Below are 19,426 nucleotides of genomic sequence, written 5' to 3'. Positions count from 1 at the left end.
GCGGGGTAGGTGTCGTCCGGCGCTTTCCACTTGCCGGTGCTTATGCCGAAGCCCATGGTGTGGCCGACGTTGTACTCGGTGGTAAAGGCGTCGTCGTTGTCCATCTGGATGTTGTATCCGCTTCCCGCGCCGGTGCCGTGGCACCAATCGCACGCCTCGAACCTGGTGTCCGAGCGGAGCAACTTGAACTTGCCCGCCGCGCGGTGGACCGCGTGGCACTCACGACACCGGTGGGTGGACGTGAGGTAGCCGCCGTGCGGGCCGGACTGGAACCGGTATGCGTTCGCTTGATTCTGATCGCCGGCCGCAACATAATCTTGCGGGTCGTTGTAGTTGTAGCCATCGATACCGGCTGTATACGGGCTGTTCCATGTGCCCTGGACGTGCGTGCTGGTATTAAACGCATCGCCGTATACTGTCGCTAGCGCCTCACCTTGAATAATCAGGGGTCAGGTCTTTATTTTTTAATTTCCCAGCCAAGCAACGTACATCCCAAGCACACAATAGCTGCCTTGCTACCTTGCTACCTTGAGCCATCCGCCTCCAGCGACCTCAACAGCTCCTTAATATCCGTGTCCGATTCTGCGCCCGCATTAACCTTACCGACAATCTGGCTTACTCGCGGGTAGCTCATTTTAAATCGCCCTGCGATTGTCTTAAGGTCATACCCACCAAGCTGCCGGCACAGGTAGATGGCTGTATCTCTGGCCGCTCCCTTAGCGCGAGGCGTTTTTGTGTCCACCGGATCTACTCCATAGAATTTAGCCACCAGCTCTAAGATTTTATCCATTGTCGGTCGCACCGGATATCTCTGTGAAACAGGTACCTCTTCGCAGATATCTTTCTCTCTAAGGCTCTTTTCAAGCTCGCTTAAAAAATTCTCGCTTCCCATGTATATTTGACCGACCAGAGACGACCAGGGAGAAGGCTTGCCAATCCCTTCGGCCACAAAATCCCGGTAGGCTAATTGAGCTTTCTTTTTCGTGCGACCAAATCGGCTTAAAGTATAGTCGGTATGGAGAAAAGAGCTTGAATTAAGGCCCGCGTATGTGCAGTAGCTGCCATAAGGCCACTTTTCAGGTTTATCGACAATCTTTGCCCTAACCGGATTAAGCGCGACATACCGGCAAAGCTTGAGAAGATATGCCTCTTTTTCTACGAGAATCGCTCTGTAGCGACCCTGGAAAAGGTGCCCGCTTCGTTTATATTTACGGTTAAAGCGCTGGGTGTAGATTCCATTTAGTTGCCGCATGCCCTTCGATAGATTTGCCTCTCGCGTCTCCAGCAGCAAGTGATAATGGTTGGGCATAAGACAATAAGCATGCAGAAGCCATCCCGTCTCTCCTACCACCTGAGATAGCGTTTTCAAAAAAAGAATATAGTCTTCTTGCTCGCGATAAATTTCCTTTCGCTCGTTACCGCGTGCCGTTATGTGGTAAAGAGCGCCTGGAAATTCCAGTCGTAGCGGTCGGGCCATAATAGCTAATGATAGTAGAGACTAAGCTGATAGTAAAGACCGGTTTTGTACTTGTGTCGCTATATACCTTTGGTCTGTTGGTTCTTTGTCCCTTTGTTGTCCGCTAAATTAACAATTAAAGACCTGACCCCAGGCTCTTTGTTGTCCGCTAAATTAAAAATTAAAGACCTGACCCCAGGCTTTGAAGGCTAAAAATTAAAGACCTGACCCCCTTTTTTGCTCTTTTGCTTTGCGGAGTTCGAACATCTCGTCGCGGAGGAGGGCGGCTTTTTCGAAGTCGAGGCTCTCGGCGGCGGTTCGCATCTCTTCTTCGAGGGCGCGGATGATATTCTCCAGCTCCTGGCGGGGTATCTTCTCTATCTCGTCGCTGTCTTTGCGGGCCTTGTAGAGCTTGCCCGATTCGGCGACAACGCTTTGGATGATATCGGTTACGGCCTTGCGGATGCTCTCGGGCTCGATACCGTGCGCCTCATTGTAATCTTTCTGGAGCTTACGGCGGCGGTTCGTCTCGTTTATCGCGCGGCTCATCGAATCGGTCACCGAGTCGGCGTACATCACGACCTGCCCGCTGACGTTCCGGGCGGCACGCCCTATAGTCTGGATTAGCGAGCGCTCGGAACGGAGGAAGCCCTCTTTGTCGGCGTCGAGGATGGCGACGAGCGAGACTTCGGGCAGGTCGAGTCCTTCGCGGAGCAGATTTATGCCGACGAGGACGTCGAAATCGCCGCGCCGCAGGTCGGTCAATATCTTCACACGTTCAAGCGTGTCGATGTCGGAGTGGAGGTAGCGTACCCTGACCCCCAACTCGAAATAATAGTCGGTTAGGTCTTCGGCCATCTTCTTGGTTAGCGTGGTCACCAGTACGCGCTCGTTCTTGTCGATGCGCGTCTTAATCAAGTCGAAGAGGTCGTCGACTTGACCTCCGGTCGGTTTTACTATGACTTCGGGGTCGACCAGCCCGGTCGGGCGGATGATTTGCTCGGCGACTTGCTCGGAGACCCGCGCCTCAAAAGGCCCCGGCGTGGCGCTTACAAAGACGATTTGCGGCACTTTCTCTATGAACTCCTCGAAGCGCAAGGGGCGGTTGTCGACCGCCGAGGGCAGCCGGAAGCCGTGCTCGACGAGGGTTAGTTTGCGCGAGCGGTCGCCGTTGTACATCCCGTTTAGCTGCGGGACGGTGATATGCGACTCGTCGATAAGGACGAGCAAATCCTTCGGGAAGTAGTCGATGAGCGTATCGGGCGGCTCGCCCGGCGCTTTGCCGCTAAAGTGCCGCGAATAATTCTCGACGCCGTTACAATAGCCGACTTCACGCAACATCTCCAGGTCGAAGTTGGTGCGCTGCTCGAGCCTCTGCGCCTCCAAAAGCTTCCCCTGCTCCTTTAGCTCTATTACGCGGTCTACCATCTCGTTCTGGATGGAGCTGAGCGCCCGCTCTATCTTATCTTCGACGGTGACGAAGTGCGTCGCCGGATAGATGGCCGTCCGCCCGTGCTCGCGCATTATCTCGCCGGTGAGCGGGTCGATGCCGGCGATTCGCTCAACCGTATCGCCGAAGAACTCGACGCGGATACCTATCTCATCGTAAGCCGGAAATATCTCGAGCACATCTCCGCGTACCCTGAAGGTGCCCCGAGTAAAACTGTAATCGTTCCGCTGGTACTTTATTTTGACCAGTTTCTTTAAGATGTGGTCGAGGTTGTAGTCTTCGCCCTTATTCAAAAACACGACGGTCGCCCGGTAGTCCTCGGGCGAGCCGAGGCCGTAGATGCAGGAGACCGAAGCGACTATGATGACGTCGCGTCGGGTAAAGAGCGCGCTGGTCGCGGCGTGCCGCAGCTTGTCTATCTCGTCGTTTATCGATGAGTCCTTCTCGATGTAGGTGTCGGTATGCGGGATATAGGCCTCGGGTTGGTAATAGTCGTAGTAGCTCACGAAATATTCTACCGCGCTCGTCGGGAAGAAGTACTTGAACTCGTTGCAGAGCTGCGCCGCCAAGGTCTTATTGGGCGCGATTATGAGGGTGGGTCGCCCGATATTATCGATGACCTTAGCCATGGTATAGGTCTTACCCGAGCCGGTCACGCCGAGGAGCGTCTGGTAGTTGCATCCGCCCCTGACGCCCGCGATCAATTTCTCTATAGCTTGCGGTTGGTCCCCTTTCGGCTCGTAAGGGGCCTCGATTCTAAAGTCGTTCATATCACTCATAGTACTTCTATTCTACGGAATTCGAGAGGTTTTGACACTCATCGCGCCTATCGGAACTCACCCGCATAGATGTCGGCGTAACGCTGTCTCGTGTTCATTACCTTCTCAACATATTCTCGGGTTTCTTTGAAAGGAATCGTCTTTATCAGGTCGTCGACATTATTATGAAGGCCCTTGTTAAGCCAATGGTCGACGTTTTTGTGGCCGGAGTTGTACGCGGCCAGCGCCAGGCGCTCGTCATCGTATCTATCGCGCAGGTAGTCGAAGTACCAGCAACCCATATCGATGTTGACCCTGTAGTCCAGTAAGTCGCCGACATGAAAGTTGCGCTTCTGCTTGCCCGCGACCCACCGTCCGGTATCGGGCATGATTTGCATCAAGCCGACGGCACCCGCCCGGGATTCGGAAGACGGATTGAACTTGCTCTCCTCGTAGATCATCGCCGCTATCAAGTAGGGGTCTATCGAATATTTCTCGCTCGCTTGACCTATTTCCTCTTTGTATTCAAGGGGGTAAAATACCTGGTCGAACCTGTCGGTAAAAGACCATTGATACCACATGATGACAAAAAAGGGCAGTATTACTACGATTATTGCGATTTTGGATAATCTCATTGCTTCGTCCTAATACGTTAACCGACAGTGATTAATCATCGAGACTGTCGGCTTGAATTACCTTCCATAGTGCTTCCGTTTGTTCTTTGAGTTCGTCTAAGGTTCCGTTATTTGCAACGACCACATCCGCGAACTTCTCAAGGGCGTCTTTCCCTCGCTGTGCGCCGACGCGACTTTCGGCCTCTTCTCTGGAAAGGCCTTTTTTGAGAAGGCGCTCCAGCCGGATATCTTCATCCGCCGTCACGACAACCGTGTGTGCGCAACGCTTGTCCATGCCGACCTCAATCAAGAGCGGCGCGTCGATAACTACGACGGCGTCGGGTCTATTTATCGCCTCCAACTCGCGAAGGCGGCTATCTACCTCATCGATAACGCGGGGGTGAACGATCTCGTTCAAGGCCTCGCGTTGTTCGGCATCCCCGAAGACGATTCTGCCCAACTCGGGCCGGTCTATGCTTTGGTCGGGCCGGAGCACGCTCTCGCCGAAATGCTCGACTATATCCGTCCACGCCGGCCTGCCCGGTTCGACGACCTCGCGCGCGATTTCATCCGCGTCGATAACGTCCGCCCCTTTTTCCTTAAGAAGCGCGGTCACTGCCGACTTGCCCGACGCTATTGGCCCGGTTACACCGATAATCTTCATGACAATCCCCGGCCCGGAACGGGCCTAAACCCGCTCTTCCATCTGTTCATATTGAACACTATACCAGATACCCATACCGGAGACACCGGCGAACCACCGTCCCACCGTCGTCGCGAACCGATTAACGCCCTGATGTCCGTGGAAAGTCCAACTTAAAAAGGGCCCCGCAACGCAAGGCCCTTAAGATATTGCGTCTTACTACGCGCCCGACCCTTTCTTGGGGTGCTCTTTCTTCATTTGGCTGAGCACGTCCTCGAGCGAACCCGGCGTGACCGGAACCGTCGCTTCTTCTTCGGCGGCTGCTTCGATTACCTCTTCAACAGCTTCGGTTGCGCCTTCTTCGACAGCGACTTCTTCGACAACCGTTTCTTCTACGGTTTCCTCGGCTGTCTCGTCTGCTGTCTCCTCGGCTTCCGCGGGCGCCGCGGCTTCTTCGGGGGCTGCCCCGGCTATAACTTCCTCGGCTACAGCTTCCCCTACTATAACTTCTTCAGCTACAACCTCGACGACTACTGCCTCTTCTTCGGCGGTCTCGATTACGGGAATCTTTACCTCTTCGACGACTACCGCGTCAGCGGCTGCTTGGACATCTTCTGTCTCCGCCGCGGCCTCTACTTTAGTCTCGTCCGGTGCGGGCAGCGTCTGTTTGACGCTCAGGCTTACCCTTCTTTTGTCGACATCGATACCGACGATTTTAACATCGACGTTCTCGCCCACCTTGACGATTTCTTCCGGCATCTCGACATGCTTATGCGCAAGTTCCGAGATGTGGATGAGACCTTCGAGGCCCTCTTCTACTTCGACGAACGCGCCGAACGGCACGAGCTTTGTTACCTTGCCTGTTATGAGCTGGTCCACCTTGTAGCCGCTTACCTTTTGTCTCCAGGGGTCTTCCTGTGTCTGACGAAGCCCGAGAGAGATTCTCTCGCGGTCGAAGTCGACATCCAAGACCTGGACTTTGACATCGTCACCGACCGCCACGACTTCTGACGGGTGGTCGATATGGTTCCAGCAGAGTTCCGAGATGTGGATAAGTCCGTCTATTCCGCCAAGGTCGACGAATGCTCCAAAGTCGACGATACTCGAGATTTTGCCTTCGAGCACCGCTCCCTTGACTATCTTCTCGAGGAGTTTGCCCTTCTCGTGTTTCTTCTCCTCCTCAAGAACCGCGCGTCTCGAAAGAACCACGTTGTTTCTGTTGCGATCCATTTCGATAATCCGGCATTCCATGGTCTGACCGATGAATTGATGGAGGTCTTTTGTTCGTCTCAAGTCGACTAGCGACGCCGGCAAGAAACCTCTTAAACCGATGTTGACTATCAGCCCACCTTTTACGACTTCGATGACGCTTCCCTCGATAGTCTCGCTGGTATTGGCGAGCGCCTGGATTCTAATCCATGCTTGCTCATACTCGGCGCGCTTCTTCGAGAGAATGAGTCTTCCTTCTTTATCCTCTTTTTGGAGAACGAGCGCTTCGATGCGATCGCCCACCTTGACGATTTCGAAGGGATCGGCATCGGGTTTAATCGACAGTTCCCTGGCGGGAATCGCGCCTTCCGACTTGTAGCCGATGTCTACGAGGACCTCATCGCGGTCGACTTTTACAACTTCGCCGACGACAATGTCGCCGTCATCGAAGACCTTAATGGTTTGATCGTAGTCGGGGACGAGCACTCCGTCCTCGCCCATGATCATGTAGCTTTCCGGGTTATCAACTGGTTCTTTTTCGGACATTAATCTAAAACCTCCCAAATTTTTAGCAATAGGCGATTAAAAACAAAAATGCCACCAGGGGTGGCTGCGGGCTATCCGTCCTAACGGTAATTAAAGTGCGACATGGACCCTGTGTTATCTCGGGAAAAGACGAACTTGATCAGTCTGCCCTCAACTCCACTTTTCCTTTCTATCCACGCGGCATCGCCGCTTACCCGCAAGAATCCCTCTAGTTGAACTGCTTTTTCACCTTGCTGGTATATAGCTTAAGCTAAATAAAGCGGTTTGGCAATTCTATTTCGCTTCTTTCCAATTAAAACCTGAAGAAACATCGACTTTTAGGCGTACTCTGAGCGGAAACGCGTGCTCCATGATATCCCTGACCATCGAGGTCAACGCATCCAACTCGTCCTCGGATGTCTCGAAAATCAACTCATCGTGGACCTGCAGGACCATTCTCGCCTGAAATGCTTGGCTCTTAAGCTCTTTGTCGACCCGCACCATCGCCAGCTTTATGATGTCGGCGGCACTACCCTGTAGCGGCGCGTTGACCGCAAACCGCTCGCCGAGGCTTCGAATCCTGCCGTTGCCGCTTTTGAGTTCGGGGATATAGCGCCTTCGGCCCAGGAGCGTTTCGACGTAGCCCTTCTCTTTCGCTTCGGCTATCGTTTTGTCGATGAATTCCTCGACTTTGGGGAGACTCTTGAAGTATTTGTCGATGAAGGCGCGGGCGTCGCCCACCGGGATACCGAGCCGGTCGGACAACCCGTACGCGCTCATGCCGTAGAGAACGCCGAAATTGACCATCTTAGCGATGCGCCGCATCTGCGATGTCACCTGCTCGGGCAAGACACCGAAGACCTCTATCGCCGTCACTTCATGAATATCTTCGTCGGCTTCGAACGCCCGCAATAGCACCGCTTCACCCGAGTAATGCGCGAGCAGCCGCAGCTCTATCTGGGAATAGTCGGCGGATAGAAAGAGTTCTCCGGGGCGCGACGGGATAAACGCGGCGCGCATGCGCCGGCCCAGCTCGGTGCGGATCGGGATATTTTGCAGGTTCGGGTTGCTGCTGCTAAGACGCCCCGTTGTCGTTACGGTCTGGTTGAACGAGGTGTGAATCTTACCGGTCTTGCCGTTGACAAGCCTCGGGAGCGCGTCTATATAGGTAGACTTCAATTTGGCCAACTCGCGGAAACTTACTATCTTCTCGACTATAGGGTGGACGGTGAGCAGCTTTGCCAGGACGTTCGCGTCGGTCGAATAGCCGGTCTTGGTCTTCTTCGATTTCGGCAAACCGAGCTTCTCGAAGAGGATGACGCCGAGCTGCCGCGGGGAGTTGATGTTAAACTCTTGTTCCGCCAGGGAGTAGATATCGTTTTCCAGCGATTCGAGGAGCAGCTCCGTCTCTTTAGAGAGGTCGCTCAGATAGTCGGCATCTATGCCGACCCCTTCGTGCTCCATCTTGGCGAGAACGGGTATGAGCGGCATCTCTATCTCGTCGAAGAGCTTGAACAGGTTTTGTTCTTCGAGGGTCTCCTCGAACTTCTGCTTGAGGCGCAGGTTCGCGACCGCCTCCAGCGCGAGGCGCTCGTCGCCGGTCGTGCCCGAGAGAGCCATGCCGAGATAGATAGCGGCCGACTCCTCTATCGGGTACGAGGATCGGTCGGGGTTGATGAGGTATGCGGCGATTTCGGTGTCGAAAGCTATGCCGCCGAGGTCGATATCCTCGTTCCAGAGTGCGAGCATGACCTGCTTGAGGTCGTGGCCGATTTTGGCGATACTGGCGTTCTCGAGTTGCGTTTTGAGCAGCCGCGGCAGCTCTTGCGCGCCGATTATCCGCTCGGTCTCATCGAAGAGTGTCGTCGCCTCTTTGGCTATATAGACCTTGTCCTCACCGTATGCGATGGCCAGCGCTTCGATAGCTCGGTCGATGCTGTTCTCGCCGCCCGCGCGAACCACGATGGCGAACCGCCCCGCTTCGTCGAGTTCGGCGGCGAGTCGCTCCGCGTCTTCTTCGGTTGTGAGATATACGATGTCGGGTCCGGCTGTCGCGGTTGTAGGCGCGCCGGCGTCGGACGGCTCGGCGGGCTGGGTTGGCCGGGACGGCCGCTCTTTGCTCCGCGCGAAAAACCGGTCGAGGAGCGTAAAAAACTCTAAGTCGGCGAAGACGCGGCGGACCTCTTGCTCGTCGAAGCCGCCGACGCGGCACTCGCTGAAATCGACCTCAATCGGCACATTGCGGTCGAGAATAGCCAGCTTTTTAGAGAGTTCGGCCTCGGCGGCGTTTTCCTCAAGCATCGCCCGCCAGCGCTTGTTCTCGATTTTATCGAGGCCGGCAAGAATTTCCTCGACGCTTCCGTATTGCCTGATAAGCTTGGCCGCTGTCTTCTCGCCGATGCCGGGCACGCCGGGTATGTTGTCTGAGGCGTCGCCTTTGAGCGCGAGGTAATCCGGCACCCGCTCGGGCGTGACCCCGTAGCGCTCGATGACCTTGGCGCGGTCGTATATGACGATATCCGAGATTCCCTTGCGGGTGGTCATGATTTTTATGTGGTCATCGACGAGCTGGAACGCGTCGCGGTCGCCGGTGACTACCAGCACATCGTCGTCTTCGGCCTCGGCTCGGGACGCGAGCGTCGCCAGTATGTCGTCGGCCTCGAAACCGTCGAGTTCATATATCGGGATATTTAGCGCGCCTAACACATCTTTGACAAGCGGGAACTGGCTGATAAGGTCGTCCGGCGTCGGCTCGCGATGCGCTTTGTAGTCTTCGAACTGCTCGTGGCGAAAGGTCGGCGCGGCGCGGTCGAAGGCGACGATGACCACATCGGGCTTCTCGTCTTTGAGCAGCTTCATGAGCATGCTTGTAAAGCCGTAGACCGCGTTTGTCACCTGCCCTTTCGAGTTCGCAAGCGTCGTCGGCAGCGCGAAAAACGCCCTATACACCAAGCTGTTGCCGTCGATTAGGATGATTTTATTCTTCAAACGAGATTCTGTCCTTTTCTTGGAGATTTTGTTCGTGTCGCGCGTGGTTCTAACGACAATTGTACCGTTAGCGCTGGGGAATAACAAACTCTAGACCGTTCTTGTCCCGGTGATTTTACAACCCGAAATAGCAACTTTGCAGCCGGGGCTTTTGTCGCAAAGCCCCCTGTGTCTAGATGGTTTTGATGTGTTTGAACTCGTGCAGCCGACGATCAACGCGCACTTCGGCGCTCGAATCACCCAATCGCTCGGCCTCTTCGCGATCGTGTGTCACCAGGATAAACGGGATATCCCAGTGTCGTTGCAGCTCCTTGAGTTCGGATTGTAACTCTACGCGGGTGTCGGTATCGAGCGCGGAGAGCGGTTCGTCGAGCAGAAGCAATTCCGGGCGCATAATTAGCGTTCTAGCGAGTGCTACACGCTGTTTTTCGCCTCCAGAAAGCTGTTTTGGGTAACGACGCTTGAGCTGAGATATTTTCAGCATCTCGAAGATTTCCCCGGTTTCCACAGCTCGCCCGGCTTGCGATGGACAATTTGCCGGCCCGTACCTCACATTTTGCTCAACAGTCATATGCGGAAACAGAGCGTAGTCTTGAAAGACAAGCCCTATGTTTCTCGCCCTCGGTTTCAGGTCTGTTGAATCGAGTGACGAATATAGCGTGCGCTCGTTGAGCCTAATGAATCCTTCGTCCGGCCTCATTAGGCCTGCTATGCTCCGCAGAATCGAAGTCTTGCCGCAACCGGAAGGACCCAGCAACACAATGATCTCGTTACCGACGGAAATATCCGCCGCGAGCGTAAAGTATTCGAGTTTAAGGGTAAACTTCATTGCCAACACCGGCCGTCACCTACTCTGTTTTCATTCTCAGACACTTGTATTACATGCATTCGCTGACGTCTTTTTCAGATATAACTCAGCTCACGATCGATGGTTACGCTTTGGCCTGCATCACAGCCACAACACCGAGCGTCTTTTCCAGAGATTTAAACTGAACACCATCGAGAAACTAGCTACCAGCAAGACGGCTACCAGAATTCCCGAGTACTTGAGGTCGCCGCTTTGCGATGCCGTATAGATAGCCAGGGGGATGGTCTGCGTTTCTCCCGGGATGTTGCCGCTTATCATCAGAGTAGCGCCGAACTCACCGAGCGACCTCGCGAACGCGAGTACGGTTCCCGAGACGAAGCCGGGCCACGCAAGCGGCAGCGTTACCGTCCGCAACACGGTCGGCTCGCTCGCGCCTAGTGTCCGAGCCGCCTGTTCGAGTTCGGGTTGAACCTGCTCTAACGCCGCTTTGACCGATTGATAGATAAGCGGCAACGCGACCACGGCCGACGCGATGACCGCCGCGTGCCACGAAAAGATAACCTCTATGCCCATCATGTCGAGGACCTTGCCGACCGGGCCGTACTTGCCGAGAAGGATCAGGAGTAAAAAACCCGCGACCGACGGCGGCAGCACCAACGGCACCAGGATGAGCGAATCCACGACGCTCTTGCCGCGAAAATCGAGGCGCGCCATGAGCACGGCAAGGAGCGTTCCGATTACAAATACGATACTCACCGCGACCGACGATACTTTTATCGACAACCAGATAGGGCTCATGTCCACCGTGTTACCCCCGTTCAACTAATCATTCGGAAAGGACCGTAAAACCGGACTTCTCGAACTCACTCGCCGCCCGCGCGGCCCTCAAATATTCGATGAATTTCGCGGCGAGCACCGGCTCGCTCGTCTCCGCGAGCACCGCGACCGGATAGACGATCGGCGAATGAAGCTCGCCCGAGACGACGTGGACGACACGCGATGCCTTGGAATTTTTCACGTCTGAGCGGTAGACGAAACCGGCGTCGACATTGCCCGTTTCGACGTAGGTCACCACTTGGCGCACGTCTTTCGCCATGACGAGCTTGGGCCGCGGCCCGTCCCGGATACCCGCTTTCATCAGCGCTTCCTGCGCGTACTTTCCGGCGGGGACGCTCTCCGGAATACCTATCGCGAGTCTTTTGATATCCCGGCTCCGTAGGACGTCGTCGATGCCGGCGATAGTAGTGCCCGCTTGCTCCGGCACGATGAGGACGAGTTCGTTGCCGAGTATGTTTAAACGTGTCTCCGGCAGTATCAAGTTTTTCGCCCCGAGCGCATCCATCTGCTCTTTGCCGGCCGAGATGAAGAGGTCGGCGGGAGCGCCCTGCTCGATTTGGACCCGCAAGTCACCGGATGAGGCGAAGTTGAAGATGATTTTCGCGTTCTCTTTCGACTCGAATTCAGGCGCGAGCGTCCGCAACACGTCTTTCAGGCTTGTCGCGGCCATAACGCGGAGTGTGGCCCGCTCTTCTCCGGCTAACGGTTGTCCTGTTCCGGCTTCGGTCGCCGGTCTTGGGCTAGAGCAACCGGAAAGCGCCGAGGCGGCGATAGATAGTAGCGCTATGATAGGCAACACGACGAGGATGCGACGGTCGCGCCGGTGCGCTTCGTCGACGCGACCGTCGCCGACCGCGTGCGCAATCTCTCTTTTCATGCTATTTCCGCCTTTCGTTTTAGGGCGCCTGTTTTCAGAGATATATTTTGCGAACAAGCGGCACCCGTCGTCGCTCGTCTCTTGCGTCTCCCGTTGTCTTCACGCGACCGCCTAATGATACAGCGGAACGCCGGTGAAGATGTCGGTTAGCGTCCGCCTCTCACCCGCCCCTTTCGCCCCTTTGGCTCCATTGTCGCGGCTCGTACGCGTACCCGCGGCGTGGTCGTGGCCGGGATGGGTCGCCGACCCCGGGATACCGACCGCGTCCGCGCGGCATTGTTTGCATGCCCTGAACTGCTCTACGTGCTTCTCGGCATAATATCTCGCCTCTTCGAGTTCGAGACAGGTCGGCGCCCGGTAGCCGCTCATATCGCCGAGGGGCTTAAGCGGCATGATATTCATTAGCGACACGCCGAGCGCCTTCAGGGTGCGGGCGATATCCTCGATGTGAGCCCCGTTGACTTCGGGAACGAGCACCGTGTTGACCTTGACGACAAGCCCCTCACTTACCGCGGCTTCGATGCCTGCGAGTTGGCGGACGCCGAGGACATCGAAGGCGTTCTCGAAGTAATTGCGGCCGTCAAGCCTGACCTTGCGGTAGAATTCCCTGCCGACGGACGGCTTGACCGCGTTGACCGTCACCGATATCGTCGACACGCCCGCGCGCGCCAGGTCGTCGACGCACTCGGCCAGGCGAAGGCCGTTAGTGCTGATACATTTCTTGAGGTGGGGAAACTCCTTATGTATACGCGCGAGCGAATCGAATGTCGCGTCGTTCGCGAGAGCGTCACCCGGTCCGGCCACACCAATGACCTTAATGGTCTCATCCGTGGCGACGACGGAGCGAACCGCCTCAAGCGCTTCGGCCGGCTTGAGTATCTTATAAGCGACGCCGGGGCGGTTGTCGCCGCCGCCGATCTCGCGATAGCAGTAGCGGCATTTGATATTACACGCCGGCGCTACCGGAATATGCATCCTTCCGACCCGGTGGTGCGCCGACTCGTCGAAACACGGATGGCCTTGTGCTTTTGTCGGAATCATCGTCATAACCTCCTCGGTTAGAAGCCGAGCCTTAAGAACGGTGCGAACCGCGCCGACCCGCTTTTACTTGTATATAAAGAGCGCCGCCCCACTTACGATTCGACATGTAGATGGGCGCGCTTTGTGCATGTGCGACTGCACGCTTCGCAACCGGTGCAGTCATCCGAATTAGCGACCGACATGACCTTATTGCCCATGTCGTCGCCGTACTCGTCATCACCCTCGAACGGTTTTTCGATGAGTTCGAGAACATCTCTGCCGCAGACTTTATAACAGCGCCCGCAGCCGATACACCTATCGGGGTCTATAGAATCGAGAAAGCGCGGTGTCCACTCGGCGCCGCCCCGCGTATAGCCTACCGCCTTCGTTAAAGTCATCTTCATGCCTCCCACCATCAGCCCAATATCTTTTCGTTCAATTTAAACGCCTTAACGATGCCTGTGTCGTGCGCTAAGAAATAGATTCGCCACCTGTCTCTCCGGTTCGTATCCGCACCGCCGAATCGATGGGTAGAACGAATATCTTGCCGTCGCCGTGCCTGCCGGTCTGGTTGACCTTAATAATGGACTTAACGACCTTGGTCACCACATCGTCCGGGACGATCATGGTGAGCATCCGCTTCGGCACGAACAGGGCGATTTTGGGGAGCGTGTGCTCGATGGCGTACTCCGAGGATGTCGGAACCAGCTTCACCGCCGTGCAATAACTCTCCGGCATCTCCGAGTCCATCTCGGCGCACATATCACCCTTCTGCCGCCCCCTACCGTCGACGCTCTGAATCGTAACGGACGGATATCCCAGCTCCTCGATGACGGTCTTCGTCTCGGGGACCTTGTCTCGCCTGATAATCGCCGTAATCTCTTTCATAGCACGTCCTCCCCGGTCCTTACCGTGTAGACCGATTCCACCGGGCTAACGAAAATCTTGCCGTCGCCGATGAAACCCGTGCGCGCCTTGTTCTGGATGATGCCGATAACGGCATCGAGGTCCTTGTCTTCGACAACGGTCATGAGCAGGGTTTTTGGTAACTCATCGTAATGGATCGGTCCCACCCGCAATCCTTTTTGTTTGCCCCTTCCGAACACCGGCATCTTCGTAAGTGACGGATACCCGGAGCCTTCCAGTGCGAGTACGACTTCTTGCTCTTTTTCGGGCCTGATAAACGCTCTGATCATCTTCATGCCTATCTCCTCCTAACTTCTCTGATGTGCGAATATATGGCGGCGCGTTAGCGCCCGTTGGCGATGGCCCGCTTCAACCACGGAGGCGGAGCATTGTTTATCGTCTTAAGCAACCTTTGAAGCTCTTGCCTTATCGGGACGACCTCTTTGACTTTGAGCGGCATCAAACCTTTGTTGACTAGGCGCGCGGCCGCCGGCGCGCCGATCTTTGTGAAGTAGACGATTTTGCAATCGGCCAGGTTTTCGACCTTGCTTCGCATGACGTTGTCGTGCTCTACCTCGTTGCCCTTGGTCTCTTCTACGGTTTTGTCGCGGCCGTCGGCGAAGACTCGCTCTTCGATGAAGATAAACCCGTCGACCGTCACCTCGTATACCGAGAACTTCCCCGACCTGCCGAAGTGCTCATCGACATTGATTCCATCTGTCGTCGCAAACGCTACTTTCATGGTCTCACCTCCTGTATTTTTGCTGTCGGCTGTCGGCTGTCGGCATCCGGGCCCAGAATGCCGGTTCGTCTCCCCGGGCCCCTCCCATTAGACAACGGGGCAACCAAGGCCAAAGCCCTGAGCTACGAGTGCCTGCTTCCCGTTAACAAATTAGCCAAGTCGTTGATGCTTGCGAGCGTTCCCCGGTAGCCGATGGTCACACGCTGGGTTGCGCCGAGTTGTTTGTAGACCGGAAAGCCCGTCTGAGAGAGCGGGACCCCCAATCGTTTCGCGGCGTCCTCGCCGTGCGAGTTGGCTATCAGTACATCGAAATCGCCATCGAGTGAGAACAGGTCGCCAACGACCGTCTCTTTCGCGAGCACGCCGCCCATGGACGGCGCGGGTGCCGGAATCACCGCGAGTTCGACATCGACGCCGGTCTCATAGAGCCACCTCGATGTTTGAACGGCGAGGTCGGGTTCGAGCGCGAGACACGCCTTCTTGCCGCTGAGGTAGGAGTGGGCGTCTCTTAGGCCGTCCGTCAGGATTCCGCGCTGCCGCTCGTACTTTGCCGGTATTGGCTTGCCGCTGAGCGCCGAGAGCGTCTCCAAAAGTTCATCGACGTCTTTGAGACCGGAGATGCCCTCGAAGACCTTAAAGTCGATGCCGAATCTGTCATGTAGAAGTTCCGCGGCGGGTCGCATACTCGCCCCGATAGCCAGCGTAAACCCCGAGAGACGCATCGACCGTATCTCAAGGAGCGTCGTCCCGCCGGTCGCGAGCGCCGAGAAATCTTGCCTGCTCCCGTCGAGCGCCGCGAGGTCGGGGAGGATGATGGGCGAGAGGCCGAACGATTCGACGATATCGCGGATTTCGGTAAAATCGGCCGGCGTCAGATGCGACCCGGCGACGATGTTGACCTGTTTTTCGATGAGGGCGGCGGTGTCTAGCGTAAAGAGCGCCTCCGCGGCTGCCTCGATGACGGCCTCGACGGCTTTCGCATACCCTCTCTCCAGGCCACCTTCATAGTCGGGCGTCGAAACATGCGCGAGCGCGGTTTTCGCGCCATTGCGAGAGCGCATCCGCCGAATCAGACCATCGACATCATCACCTTTGACCGCGCTGAGCCCGGATGAAAGTACGGCAACGACCTCGGGGTGGTTCTTTTCGACAAAACTCTCGACGACTTTGACAAGCGCGTCGTCGCTCCCCATAACGACATCCTCGGTGAAGAGCTTGGTGCTCGCGAGCGCGACCGGCTCGCGAAAGTGCTTAGTAAGAAGGACTTTACCCAAGAAGCCGCAGCCCTGCGCCCCGTGAATAACGGGGAGCGCGCTATGTATGCCCTGCATCGCGATGGCCGCGCCGAGCGCGGGGGAGTGCTTTAACGGATTTATCAGTACATCTGGAGCCGGTTGAGCGCGGGTTTTGCCGGCCTGCGCGTCGTCGGTAGCGCGCATGATGTTCGAGTGCTGAAGACCGGTCGATCGCTGTTTGCCGCGCGGGCGCCCATGGCCGGCTAAGTGCTTGTGCCTTGCCGACGTGAGAAGCTCCTCGCTCGCGGTGCGGGCGAAAAACTCGACGCTGTTGCTGATTTGCTCCGCCAAATTGACGAGCCCCCGGTAGCCGGCGTAGGCGATATGGCGCTCCTGGTTGACGTCGACAAAGGGAAAACCCTTCTTCATCGCGAGGTACTGGTTGCGTCCCCCGGCGATGAGCATGTCGGCGTTGCCCTCACGCATCACCTTAAGCAGGTTGCTCGCGGCGACGTCTTCGACGAGCGGCGCGTCCGCGCCTAGTAGCCCCTTCATCTTCTCTTCATCCTCGAAGGTGCTCTTCTTAGTGCCGACCGCGACGATATCGATGCCGAGGTCGCGCAAGGCCGAGATAATAGACCAGCTCTTGACGCCGCCGGTATAAAGAACCGCGCGCTTCCCCTTAAGGTGGGCGTATTGCGTGAGCGCAACGTCGAGCGCCGCCTCTTCGTCGCGGATGACGGATTCGACTCTCGCCCGAAGACCGCTACCGAGTTTCGCCGCGATAGCCCTGAGCGCCCGCGTCATCTCGGTCTTACCGAAGAACGATACCTCCACATAGGGAATGCCGTAGCGCTCCTCCATCTCCTTCGCGACGTTGATTAGGGCGCGGCCGCAGACGACGACGTTTAGCTTCGCCCGGTGGGCGTAGGTTATCTCTTCGAAGGTCGAATCACCGGTGACGCGCGAGAGCACCCGGATGCCCGCAGCCTGTAATGTGGGCTCGATGAGCCACTGGTCGCCGGCGATGTTGTACTCGCCGATGAGGTTGATATCGATGTCGGTGGTGTACGCAGGCTCGCCGCTACCTATGACATGCTCAAGCAAAACCTCGCCCGCGATCCGGTTGCCGAGGTTTTTCGGGCCGACAAAACCGGGCGCGTTGACCGGGATGACCCGGACGCGCGCCGCATCAATCCGGGATTTCGCGTTTTGAATGGTCTCGCCCACCGCATCCGTTTGGCCTCGGAGGTCGTCAATGGTCTCCTCAGCCCTTTTGCATATAGACTCGATATCTTCGCCTATGAGGCCGCTGACACAGGTCGCGTAGACGAAAATCGCCTTCGGCGCGACCGACTTGTACGTTTGGATGATAGCGTTGTAGAGCTTGTCTTCGGAGCCGTATATGATATCCAGTTCGCTCATATCGGTCGTAAAACCCATCCGGTGCAGGTCGCCGCGGTTCGATAACGTCCCCCGTCCTTCCCAGGAGTTGCCCGCGCAGGCGATAGGGCCGTGGACGATATGAGCGGCGTCGGCGATGGGCTGCAAGACTATCATCGCCCCGTCGAAAGCGCACGACTCCCCGCCGCGCGAGCGGCACACCTTATTCTTCTTCTCGATAGCACAGCCTTTTTCGGTTAGCTTTTCTATGTTCGTCATCATCAATTTCACCCCCCGTTTTCAGTTCATTCTTCACGAAATTATTGGTCACCCTGACGGGCGCCTAAAAATGACGGTCTTGGCGCACCCCAGACTCCGCGCTCGACTCCCCCCACGTCGACTCCCCCACGTCGACTCCCCCACGTCGGCTACCGTATTACGTCGAAGCTCGCCGTATGCATAGTATCCCTATCGAGTTCGTCGAGGACGGTGTTGACTATAGAGGTGACGATGTTTATCGCGCCCTGGTAGCCTATGATAGGTACCCGGTGTAAATGATGCCGGTCGAAGAGCGGGAAGCCGAGCCTCACCAGCGGCGTACCGACATCGCGCCATAAGAACTTCGCGTAGGAATTACCGATGAGCATATCGACCGGCTCGGTGAACATGAGCGAGCGCAGGTGCCACAGATCTTTATTGGTGTAGACGCGGCCTTGCGCCCCGAACGGACTCCGGCTCAGCAGCTCTTCGGCCTGTGCCTTGAACTTCTTGTCGCCGTTGGTGCAGACGATATGCGCCGGGTACCCGCCCAACTCCATAATTATGCTTATCAGGCCCAGCAACTGGTCGGGGTCGCCGGTTATCGCGAAACGCTTGCCGTGAACATACGGGTGCGAGTCGACCATCACATCGACGGCGCGGCCGCGCTCGGCCTCGACCTCCCGCGGGATGAGTTTGCCGGTCATCTTAGCGACCGCTTCGAAGAAAGCATCGGTGTTCTTTATGCCGATCGGGGTCACCGTCTCGGTCTTGTGCACCCACTCGGTCTTGATATACTCCATCGTCTTCGCGGTCGAGAACCGCTGGAGCGCGATGGTCCCGACACCATTTACCGAGTCGGCGGCGTCCGCCAGCGGCGTGCCGCCCGGGTATATCGTGTATTCCCCCGTCGTCGGCGAGTCGTAAGTCTCGCTAATATCTCCGAGTATCGTGTGTTCGACACCCATGATGTCGAGGAGCCGCTTGAGTTCACGATAGTTGCCGGTATAGGTGTCGAAGCCCGGGATGATATTGACTTTGCCGTTGGTCTCGCCTTTTTTGCCCTGAGTTACGGTGTCCAAGATGCCCTTCATCATATTGTCGTAGCCGGTAATGTGCGAGCCGACAAAACTCGGCGTATGCGCGAAGGGGACCGGCATATCCTCGGGGATGGTACCTTTGCCCTTTGCCGAGCGGATGTAGGCGTTGAGGTCGTCGCCGATGACCTCGGCCATACAGGTAGTAAAGACCGCCATCATCTTCGGCTCGTAGATGGTATACGCGTTGTCGAGGCCCTCCAGCATATTGTTCATGCCGCCGAAGACCGCGGCGTCTTCCGTCATCGACGACGAAACCGCGGCGCTCGGCTCCTTGAAATGCCGGGCCAGATGGCTTCTGAAATACGCCGCGCACCCCTGCGCCCCTTGAATGAAGGGGAGCGTGTCCTTGAAACCGCCCGCGCAGAGGAGCGCCCCGAGCGGCTGGCACGCTTTTACCGGGTTTATCTTGATATTCTTGCGGGCGAAGTTTAATTCCTTGTACTCATCGGTCTTCGTCCATTCGGCGACCTCCCGCACCTTTTCGGCCGGGGCCATGCCCTCGAATTGTCTCTTCTTCTCGAACTGCGCCAGATACTCCGGGCGCTGGAAGAGTTCGTTATGGTCGAGTATCTTCACCTGTCTCACCTACCTTAATAATAGCCATCGACCTTCAGCTA

The 19,426-nt window shown here is 56.5% G+C and carries 18 protein-coding genes; 1 reads left to right on the top strand and 17 read right to left on the bottom strand.

Annotated features, from left to right (window positions below; translation table 11 throughout):
• Nucleotides 1-182, bottom strand: a 182-nt coding sequence (locus KGZ93_04195; GenBank protein MBS3908808.1) for a hypothetical protein, incomplete at its 3' end; no start/stop codon positions are given.
• A 30-nt stretch (nucleotides 183-212) separates the two neighbouring features.
• On the opposite strand from KGZ93_04195, the gene KGZ93_04190 reads away from it, so the two are divergent.
• A complete protein-coding gene (locus KGZ93_04190; protein MBS3908807.1) occupies nucleotides 213-425 on the top strand; it encodes a hypothetical protein in 213 nt (70 codons plus the stop codon).
• Between the two features lie 98 nt (nucleotides 426-523).
• Here KGZ93_04190 and KGZ93_04185 read toward each other — a convergent pair whose 3' ends face one another.
• From KGZ93_04185 to nifK, 16 genes are all read right to left on the bottom strand, one after another.
• The gene (locus KGZ93_04185; protein MBS3908806.1) at nucleotides 524-1,477 is read right to left on the bottom strand and encodes a transposase; all 954 of its coding nucleotides are present in this window, start codon (nucleotides 1,475-1,477) and stop codon (nucleotides 524-526) included.
• Between the two features lie 195 nt (nucleotides 1,478-1,672).
• The gene (gene uvrB / locus KGZ93_04180; GenBank protein MBS3908805.1) at nucleotides 1,673-3,676 is read right to left on the bottom strand and encodes an excinuclease ABC subunit UvrB; all 2,004 of its coding nucleotides are present in this window, start codon (nucleotides 3,674-3,676) and stop codon (nucleotides 1,673-1,675) included.
• 56 nt (nucleotides 3,677-3,732) lie between these two features.
• Nucleotides 3,733-4,299 carry a lytic transglycosylase domain-containing protein gene (locus tag KGZ93_04175; GenBank protein MBS3908804.1) on the bottom strand — a complete coding sequence of 189 codons (567 nt, stop codon included), beginning with the start codon at nucleotides 4,297-4,299 and terminating at the stop codon, nucleotides 3,733-3,735.
• A 31-nt stretch (nucleotides 4,300-4,330) separates the two neighbouring features.
• Nucleotides 4,331-4,933, bottom strand: coding sequence for a dephospho-CoA kinase (gene coaE, locus KGZ93_04170; protein ID MBS3908803.1), 603 nt, complete (start codon nucleotides 4,931-4,933; stop codon nucleotides 4,331-4,333).
• Nucleotides 4,934-5,140: 207 nt separating this feature from the next.
• On the bottom strand, nucleotides 5,141-6,676 hold the full coding sequence (gene rpsA, locus KGZ93_04165; protein MBS3908802.1) for a 30S ribosomal protein S1: 1,536 nt from the start codon (nucleotides 6,674-6,676) through the stop codon (nucleotides 5,141-5,143).
• Between the two features lie 273 nt (nucleotides 6,677-6,949).
• A complete protein-coding gene (gene polA / locus KGZ93_04160; GenBank protein ID MBS3908801.1) occupies nucleotides 6,950-9,643 on the bottom strand; it encodes a DNA polymerase I in 2,694 nt (897 codons plus the stop codon).
• Between the two features lie 172 nt (nucleotides 9,644-9,815).
• The gene (locus tag KGZ93_04155) at nucleotides 9,816-10,481 is read right to left on the bottom strand and encodes an ATP-binding cassette domain-containing protein (protein ID MBS3908800.1); all 666 of its coding nucleotides are present in this window, start codon (nucleotides 10,479-10,481) and stop codon (nucleotides 9,816-9,818) included.
• A gap of 111 nt (nucleotides 10,482-10,592) precedes the next feature.
• The gene (gene modB / locus KGZ93_04150; protein ID MBS3908799.1) at nucleotides 10,593-11,249 is read right to left on the bottom strand and encodes a molybdate ABC transporter permease subunit; all 657 of its coding nucleotides are present in this window, start codon (nucleotides 11,247-11,249) and stop codon (nucleotides 10,593-10,595) included.
• Nucleotides 11,250-11,277: 28 nt separating this feature from the next.
• Nucleotides 11,278-12,165 carry a molybdate ABC transporter substrate-binding protein gene (modA, locus tag KGZ93_04145; GenBank protein MBS3908798.1) on the bottom strand — a complete coding sequence of 296 codons (888 nt, stop codon included), beginning with the start codon at nucleotides 12,163-12,165 and terminating at the stop codon, nucleotides 11,278-11,280.
• 111 nt (nucleotides 12,166-12,276) lie between these two features.
• The gene (locus KGZ93_04140) at nucleotides 12,277-13,212 is read right to left on the bottom strand and encodes a radical SAM protein (protein ID MBS3908797.1); all 936 of its coding nucleotides are present in this window, start codon (nucleotides 13,210-13,212) and stop codon (nucleotides 12,277-12,279) included.
• An 86-nt stretch (nucleotides 13,213-13,298) separates the two neighbouring features.
• Entirely contained in the window at nucleotides 13,299-13,589 is a 291-nt protein-coding gene (fdxB, locus tag KGZ93_04135; GenBank protein MBS3908796.1) for a ferredoxin III, nif-specific, read from the bottom strand.
• A gap of 67 nt (nucleotides 13,590-13,656) precedes the next feature.
• Complete coding sequence (locus tag KGZ93_04130; GenBank protein MBS3908795.1) at nucleotides 13,657-14,073, bottom strand: P-II family nitrogen regulator; 417 nt, start codon at nucleotides 14,071-14,073, stop codon at nucleotides 13,657-13,659.
• Nucleotides 14,070-14,387 (bottom strand): P-II family nitrogen regulator, encoded by a 318-nt coding sequence (locus tag KGZ93_04125; protein MBS3908794.1) that lies wholly within the window; start codon nucleotides 14,385-14,387, stop codon nucleotides 14,070-14,072. Before KGZ93_04125 ends, KGZ93_04130 begins: the two co-directional genes overlap by 4 nt.
• 47 nt (nucleotides 14,388-14,434) lie before the next feature.
• On the bottom strand, nucleotides 14,435-14,833 hold the full coding sequence (nifX, locus tag KGZ93_04120; protein ID MBS3908793.1) for a nitrogen fixation protein NifX: 399 nt from the start codon (nucleotides 14,831-14,833) through the stop codon (nucleotides 14,435-14,437).
• A 122-nt stretch (nucleotides 14,834-14,955) separates the two neighbouring features.
• Nucleotides 14,956-17,733: a nitrogenase iron-molybdenum cofactor biosynthesis protein NifN gene (gene nifN, locus KGZ93_04115; GenBank protein MBS3908792.1), complete on the bottom strand. Its 2,778-nt coding sequence runs from the start codon at nucleotides 17,731-17,733 to the stop codon at nucleotides 14,956-14,958.
• Between the two features lie 146 nt (nucleotides 17,734-17,879).
• On the bottom strand, nucleotides 17,880-19,385 hold the full coding sequence (gene nifK, locus KGZ93_04110) for a nitrogenase molybdenum-iron protein subunit beta (GenBank protein ID MBS3908791.1): 1,506 nt from the start codon (nucleotides 19,383-19,385) through the stop codon (nucleotides 17,880-17,882).
• Between the last annotated feature and the right edge of the window lie 41 nt (nucleotides 19,386-19,426).

The sequence above is a fragment of the Actinomycetota bacterium genome, from assembly GCA_018333515.1.
Classification (GTDB): domain Bacteria; phylum Actinomycetota; class Aquicultoria; order Aquicultorales; family Aquicultoraceae; genus Aquicultor.
The sequence above is the reverse complement of the archived record's forward strand: the minus strand, read 5'-3'. Positions and strand labels throughout refer to the sequence as shown.